The sequence below is a fragment of the Archaeoglobaceae archaeon genome (assembly GCA_038734275.1).
In the GTDB taxonomy this organism is placed as follows: Archaea; Halobacteriota; Archaeoglobi; order Archaeoglobales; family Archaeoglobaceae; genus WYZ-LMO2.
Window position 1 is genome coordinate 464,448 of the sequence record JAVYOO010000001.1, and the last position, 7,217, is coordinate 471,664.

The 7,217-nt window shown below is 42.4% G+C and carries 8 protein-coding genes; 4 read left to right on the plus strand and 4 right to left on the minus strand.

The features are described from left to right. Position 1 precedes the first annotated feature (1 nt). Together QXI54_02520 and aspS are read left to right on the plus strand one after the other, a co-directional pair. Positions 2 to 1,228, plus strand: a complete 1,227-nt coding sequence (locus QXI54_02520) for a lactate racemase domain-containing protein (protein ID MEM0302028.1) — start codon at positions 2 to 4, stop codon at positions 1,226 to 1,228. 80 nt (positions 1,229 to 1,308) lie between these two features. Beyond that, positions 1,309 to 2,589, plus strand: coding sequence for an aspartate--tRNA(Asn) ligase (gene aspS, locus QXI54_02525; protein MEM0302029.1), 1,281 nt, complete (start codon positions 1,309 to 1,311; stop codon positions 2,587 to 2,589). A gap of 78 nt (positions 2,590 to 2,667) precedes the next feature. On the opposite strand, the gene QXI54_02530 is transcribed toward aspS, so the two are convergent. From QXI54_02530 to QXI54_02540, 3 genes are read right to left on the minus strand one after another with little or no spacing between them, the layout of a single operon-like run. Next, entirely contained in the window at positions 2,668 to 3,033 is a 366-nt protein-coding gene (locus tag QXI54_02530; GenBank protein MEM0302030.1) for a hypothetical protein, read from the minus strand. Positions 3,034 to 3,040: 7 nt separating this feature from the next. Next, positions 3,041 to 3,742 carry an FAD/NAD(P)-binding oxidoreductase gene (locus QXI54_02535; protein MEM0302031.1) on the minus strand — a complete coding sequence of 234 codons (702 nt, stop codon included), beginning with the start codon at positions 3,740 to 3,742 and terminating at the stop codon, positions 3,041 to 3,043. Continuing rightward, entirely contained in the window at positions 3,733 to 5,067 is a 1,335-nt protein-coding gene (locus QXI54_02540) for an NAD(P)/FAD-dependent oxidoreductase (protein MEM0302032.1), read from the minus strand. The genes QXI54_02535 and QXI54_02540 overlap by 10 nt, the downstream gene beginning before the upstream one ends. 70 nt (positions 5,068 to 5,137) lie before the next feature. Here QXI54_02540 and QXI54_02545 point away from each other — a divergent pair, with 70 nt between their 5' ends. After that, positions 5,138 to 6,574, plus strand: a complete 1,437-nt coding sequence (locus tag QXI54_02545; GenBank protein ID MEM0302033.1) for an FGGY-family carbohydrate kinase — start codon at positions 5,138 to 5,140, stop codon at positions 6,572 to 6,574. Here QXI54_02545 and QXI54_02550 read toward each other — a convergent pair. Then, positions 6,571 to 6,945 carry a class II SORL domain-containing protein gene (locus tag QXI54_02550; GenBank protein MEM0302034.1) on the minus strand — a complete coding sequence of 125 codons (375 nt, stop codon included), beginning with the start codon at positions 6,943 to 6,945 and terminating at the stop codon, positions 6,571 to 6,573. The two genes, QXI54_02545 and QXI54_02550, sit on opposite strands and share 4 nt — an antisense overlap. A 147-nt stretch (positions 6,946 to 7,092) precedes the next feature. On the opposite strand from QXI54_02550, the gene QXI54_02555 reads away from it, so the two are divergent. After that, positions 7,093 to 7,217 (plus strand): acetate--CoA ligase family protein (locus QXI54_02555; protein MEM0302035.1); only part of this gene is annotated, 125 nt, incomplete at its 3' end.

The following is a 7,217-nucleotide window of genomic DNA, read 5'->3' on the forward strand; positions in this document are numbered from 1 at the left end:
GTTGATTGTTCGGGTTCCGAGCCATATATGGCAGGATAGAGATCTTGAGTTGAAATTTCCGGACAGTTGGGACGTGAGCGTTTTCAAAATGAAAGGACACGAAAGTAAAGCTCTCAGCAGGGAAGAAATGCTCAAAGCAATTAGAAATCCAATAGGATCCAAGACGCTCAGAGAACTTTCAGATGGGAAAGATTCTGCTGTAATTATTTTTGATGACTTAACGAGGCCAACAAAGGTCGGTGAAATTGCAGAACTTGTTCTGGAGGAGATAAAGCTTAAAGAAGTTGTTTTCGTTTGTGCTAATGGAGCTCATGGTGCTTTTGATAGGGAAGACTTCGTAATGAAGCTCGGAGAAAGAATAGTGGAGAATTATCCGGTGTTTAATCACAATCCCTACCAGAACCTCGATTATTTAGGTGAGACTTCCTTCGGAAACCCAATTGAAATAAATGCGGAAGTCATGAGCTACCCACTCAAAATCGCCATAGGTTCGATTCTACCCCATCCTCAATTTGGTTTTGGTGGTGGAGCTAAGATCATCCTTCCAGGGGTTGCTGGAATCAGGAGCATAGTTTACAACCATGGTGTCCTTGGGGGATGGGGAATTGCAGAGAAGTTTAGAGAATTGCATCCCACGTGTAACATGGCCTACGGCAGAGTTAATGAGGAAAACATTCAACGCAGAGATGCGGAAGAAGCTGCAAGAATGGCTAAGCTCGATTTTATAATAAACGTTCTGATCAATACAAGGCGAGATTCCACGCATCTATTTGCTGGAGACGTAGTAGAGGCTCAAAGAAAAGGTGTAGAAGTAGCTAAGGAGCATTATTCTACTCCTATAGAATTCGACTTCGACGTAGTTGTGGCAAACGCGTACTCAAAGGCCAATGAAGCCACCATAGCCACTTGGACCACGCTATGTCTTAAAGAGGGTGGAACCTTCGTTCTTGTATGCAATCCGAAAGGTGGGCAGGTGAGCCATTATGTCCATGGAAGATGGGGAATGCGAAAAAAGGGTGGAACACTGTATTTGCCGCCACCAGACACACTCAAAAAGGCTGGAAAAGTGATTTTGTTCTCAGAGTTTCATGAGAGACAACCTGCTTTCGAAACAGTGCATGAGAATGCGGTGAAGGTTAAGAGTTGGGATGAGGTTCTTGAGGAACTTGGAAAAGAGAAGAAGAGGGTAGCAGTCTTTCCAGATGCTACAATTCAGAAACCGTTTTGATTAAAATTTTTTTCAATTCTATCGTTGCTCATAACTGAAGCGTTACGATAGTGTTAAAAACTGCTCAACTTTTTTCCTTTATGCGATCAACAGAGATAACTCCAGAGAAGGATGGAGAGCAGGTAACCGTAGCGGGCTGGGTTCACGAAGTCAGGGATCTTGGAGGCTTGGTTTTTATAGTTCTCAGAGATCGAGAAGGATTTATACAGATCACATTGCCAAAAAAAGCGGTTGAGCGAGAAGTATTTAATAGAGCGAGAAAGATCAGCAGAGAAAGTGTGGTAAGGATTGAAGGAGTCGTCAAGAAAGAAGAAAAGGCTCCAAATGGTTTTGAAATAATTCCAAAAAATCTTGAGGTTCTAAACGAGAGCTTAACTCCTTTACCTCTGGAAGTAACAGAAAAAGTTCCAGCAGAGCTGGATACAAGGCTTGACAATAGATTCATGGACTTGAGAAGACCCAAAGTTCATGCAATCTTCAGAATAAAAAGCCAGATCGTTCGGAGCATAAGAGAATTTCTCTATGAAGAGGGTTTTATAGAAGTTCAAACCCCTAAGATAGTTTCCACAGCAACTGAAGGTGGAACAGAGCTATTTCCTATAAGCTATTTCGAAAAAGAGGCTTTTCTGAATCAGAGCCCGCAGTTATACAAGCAAATTTTGATGTCCGCTGGCTTTGAAAAAGTGCTTGAAATTGGGCCGATCTTCAGGGCTGAGGAACACAACACAACCAGGCATCTAAACGAAGCGACTTCAGTTGATATTGAAATGAGCTTTACCGATCACGAAGGAGTTATGAGGATCCTTGAAAGACTAATAGCTAAGGTCTACATTGATGTTATCGAGAAATGCGAAAAATTCCTTAAAATTCTCGAAGTAAAGCTTGAGGTTCCTGAAATTCCTTTTCCGCGAATCACTTATAGTTCAGCACTCGAAATCGTTAGCAAAGTTCAGGAAATCCCGTGGGGCGAGGATCTTGATTTGCAGGCCTTGAAAACGATTGGAGCGGAGATAGGTGGGTTTTACTTCATAACCGAATGGCCAACCAAAATAAAGCCATTCTACGTTATGCCCCTCGAAGATGCAAGGATTAGCAAGAGCTTCGACCTTATGTATGGCTACATAGAGCTTGCAAGTGGAGCGCAGAGAGAGCATAGGTATGAAAAGCTTTTAGAAGCGATAAAAGCCAAGGGCCTACATCCTGAAAACTTTGAATTCTATTTAAAAGCCTTCCGCTACGGAATGCCACCGCATGCTGGTTGGGGACTTGGACTCGAAAGACTTACAATGGCCATGCTGAACTTAAACAACATTAGGGAAGCGATGCTATTCCCGAGAGATCGAACAAGGCTTTCTCCATAGAAGTGGAGTGGCAAAATTTTCATTTACTTTTAATAAAAGATTTTATAATTCATCGTTTAATTTAAATGCAGCCTAAATCTACCGCATTTTGAATGAAAATCCGACAAGAATTAAGCCCGTTGCGTGAGCCAAGTAGCAGTATGGGCAGAAGTAGCCGATTAGAACTGAGTAACCAAAAAGACAGGCAACGCCGAGAACTCCAGCGATCTGCCAGAGTTTCAGCAAAATTTTTTGATTTTTAACATAAAACAATAAGATCCCAATCAAAAACCAGATTAGCCCAAGCAACGGCAAAATAAAGCTTGGAAATGGCATATCTGGCGGTAAACAAGAGTTGACTGGACAATAGGGCAGTGTGTAAAGTATGTAATGCTCATAAAGCAAATAGGCTGAATCGATAATCCCGATTGCGAATAAAGGAATTGAGATTAGTTTCAAATTCATAGCGAGATTACTTGCTACGATATTTAAGATTTATGAATTCTTCAACGTTTTTCCTCACCGCAGAATAATCGTAACTGCAAACGACCGCATTACCAACCAAATCGCCTATCAAGCTCTTTGGGTTGAAGGTTTTTCTCCCCCTAAACAATATTAGCGTGTCGCATCTGAACTCTCTGCCTTCAGCTTCAACCTTCTCCACTCGCTTATCGCCATGAACATAGACTTCCGCAGATCTTGTTCTTTCAACTTCAAAATCCTTTGAAAGAACTAACTCAAGCAAATTGAGCACCTCGCTTTGTCCTGCAAGCAAAAACTTCGTTCCAATTTTGTATCCCTCAGCAATCAGCTTTATTGCGGTCTCAGGCGAAAAAATGCCTGGGGGTCTTTTTCCAAAAACCCAAGGATTGCAATCAACCGCACCCGTGGCAATTATCACCTTATCGTTTATGATCTCAACACCCTTCGGCGTTAAGACCTTAACAGGGTTAGTGGACACAACACAACCCTTTTCAACCTTTAAATAGCCTAAAGCTGATTTCATTTCATTTATGAAGCTTTCATAATGCTCTTTAAATTCTGGAATTTTGCTAAAAACTGCAAGTTCTCCGCCCGGCTCCTTGTAATCAAAAATTCTCACGCTGAACCCTAAATCCAGCAACTTTTTTGCACAAAGAATCCCGCTGTAGCCCGCTCCAGCGATTACAACCATGCAATCTCCCCTCCTTCACGATCCTTCAAAACTTTATCGCCAATAAGCCTGATAATCTCTGCTTTGCATTTCTCGCAATCCATTCCCGCCCAAGTAATCTGCCTAACTCCATCAAGGCATTTGAATTCCTTTGCGATTTCCAAGATTTCTCTCTTGGTAACCATATTGCAGAAACAGACTATTTCATCGCTCTCGAGAGATCTGCAAATTTCTTCCTCGCTTTTCTCTTTCTTGGGCAATCTGGCTATTTTTTCCTTTCTTCTCAAATCAAAGTGCTTTGAAACAATTTGCAAGACCATTTTCGCTATTGCGGGTGCAGCAGTTAAGCCAGGACTCTGAATTCCCGCAACATTTATGAATCCCTTTACTGGCTCATTGATTACAAAATCGCTTCCAGCAATCGATCTAAGCCCTGCATAAACCGCTATTATTTCCTTCGGAGTTGTTTTGAAAAGTGGAGCAAATTTGGCAATTATTCCTTCGATTTCTTCTTTCTTGACACTCGTGTCTTCCTTGCTCTCAACGTCAATAAGATTGGGACCCCAAAGCGGTTTACCATCGAAGCCGATTAGAGCACCACCACCTTTTGTCCTCTTATTAGGCTTTAGAGGTATGGCAACGACTAAGTGCCTATTAAATCCCTTCTCTGCAAAGACTACATGTGTTCCCTTGCCAGGGATTATTTTCATTTCGTAGCCAACCATTTTGGCAATCTCGTCAGCATAAATGCCTGCGCAGTTGATTACTACTTTGGTTTCAAACTCGCCTTTATTTGTTTTAACAACAAAATGCTCTCCTTTTCGCTCTATTCCGACAACTTCACAGCCATAAAGGAATTCGACACCATTGAGCTTTGCAAAAAGGCAAGCCTTTGCGGTCATTTCAACTGGATTAACCACGCCTGCGGACGGAATAAAGACTCCACCATAGACTTTTTCATTCAAATTTGGTTCCATCTCAAGCAATTTTTTCTTTCTAATCGGTTTTGCAAAAACTCCATGCTTTCTAAGATAGAGAATTATAAAAGGAATTGCCAAAAAAGTCAGAAGGTTTGTGGCAACGGTTATTAGCCCAACACGCTTAAACTCGAAGCCAAGCTCTTCTGCTTCAGCATCCATCATTCTGTTTCCTTCCAAGCAAAGCTTGCTCCTTAAAAGCTTGAAGGGCAATTGAAACGGATGAATAATTCCGGAGCAAGACTTAGTTTGCTCCAGACCCGGGGCAAGTTTTCTCTCCAAAACAAGAACATCAATATTGAACTTTGAGAGCTCTTTTGCAATAAAGCCACCCGTAACTCCCGCTCCAATGATTACGATGTCCTTCAAATTCTCACCACCATAAAGTGGTCGAAGAATATTTATTCTTTTTCTAATAAAAAGTGATGAAGGTGATCTGATGAGCTACGTTCTTGGCATAGATGCGGGCACAACTGGAATCAGAGCGGGCGTTTACTCTCTTGATGGAAAACTCGTTGCTCAGAGCTACACCGAATTCCCGAGTTATTATCCGAATCCCGGATGGGTTGAGCAGAACGCTGAAGATTGGTGGAAAAGTGTTGTAAAGGCATGCAACTCCGCAATTAAGCTTGCAAATGCTGAAAATGATATTTATGCCATTTCGGTTGCAAACCAGCGTGAGACTATTGTTCCGATCTCCAAAAGCGGGACACCGCTTACGAGGGCAATTGTTTGGCAGGATCGAAGAACTGTTGAAGAGGTCAGAAGAATGAAGTCTATAATGAGCGAGGAAATCTTCAAGCTAACAGGTTTGAAGCCAGATCCATACTTTTCACTGCCAAAGATTTTGTGGTGGATGAAGAATTATCCCGATGTGGTTGAAAAAACCTGGAAATTCATGCTTGTCCACGATTACATAATATATAGGCTTACAGGAAACGCTTTCACGGATTTCTCAAACGCTTCACGCACAATGCTCATGGATCTAAGAAAACGAGAGTGGTCTGATAAAATTGCTGAAACTTTTGGCATCGATTTAGATAAACTTCCCGAGATAAAAAATTCTGGCGAAGTCGCTGGAGACCTCAGGAGTAGAGAGATTGAGGTAAGATCAAGACCAGTCGTTGCGATAGGTGGTGGAGATCAGCAGTGCAGTGCTCTTGCCCAAGGTGTTGTTGAGGAAGGCAAAATAAAGTCCACAACGGGCACGGGCACCTTTATGATCGCTCCCGTTGAAAAAATGCACGGCGGTGATCTAATTTACTCAGCACACGTTGTGCCAAAAGTAGTGGCAGAAGTAAGCATTTTCACAACTGGTAGCCTTCTTGAGTGGGTTAAGCGTAACTTTTTCCCAAATGACAGCTATGAAGTGCTCAATGCGGAAGCGAAAGCTTCTGGAGTTGGAGCCCGTGGACTCATGATCTTTCCGTTCTTCTCAGGCGCTGGATGTCCTCACTGGAATCCTGAAGCGAAGGGGAGTATTTATGGGCTAACTCTGGGTCATTCGAGGGGGGACATAGCAAGGGCAGTGATGGAGAGCGTTGCTTTCGAGGTTAAAACCAACATTGAGCTCATGGAAAGACTGGGCATTAAAGTTAACGAGCTTAGGCTTGATGGTGGTGCAGCAAGAAGCCAGCTATGGAACCAGATCTTTGCAGATGTAATAAAAAAGCCCTGCCTCGTTTCTGGAGACGTTGAAGCAACAGCAAGAGGCGCTGCGATGCTTGCCTGTCTTTCTATAGGCTTCTCGCTGAAATACGTTCTCGAAAAGTTTGTTCCAGAGTTTACGACTGTCCTTCCATCTGGCATTGAATACAGCGAAGTTTATGAGAGATACAAAAAAATTAGGGAAATTCTGCTTGGATTAAAAAGCTAAACAATATTTATTTCAACTCTGTTCTCCCACAAGCCGTGCAGATTGCAGTAAGCTAATGCGTAAAGAACTCCGCTTTTGTTGAGCTTTAACTTGAAGCTCGCTTCCTGTTCTGCAATTTCAGGCGTAAGCTCAGCTCTTGCAACGAATATCGGGTTAAAATCTCTTCCAGTTTCATAGAAATAAAGCTCTATCCATCTGAAAGAATGCTGAACCGTATTCGGATGCCCCTGAATGTAAACTCTAACTGCAAAAACCTCTCCCGCTTTTACCTCCTTCGGGGCTTCAATTCTTGGTGTATGGTTTTCCCGCTTCGATATGGCAAGCTTGTCTTCCACTTCCGGGGTGTATATTAGCTCACCAAATTTCTTCATTCTCTCACCTATCATAATGTTAATAGGGCAAATAAGAAAGTTTCGGGGTTTTTATAAAGGCAAAAAATGAGTCCTTTTGAGAAATCCTATCATTATCATTCTCAGGAAAATTTCAAAAAGATAAAATATCCCTCAACAACTTAAGCTATGCTTCTACTTGAGCGTGAAGCCAAAGAACTGCTTGAAAGCTATGGAGTCAGGACTGCTAAAGCGGTTGTCTGCGAAAGCGAAGAAGAAGCTGTGAGGGTTGCTAAGAGCATTGGATTCCCAGT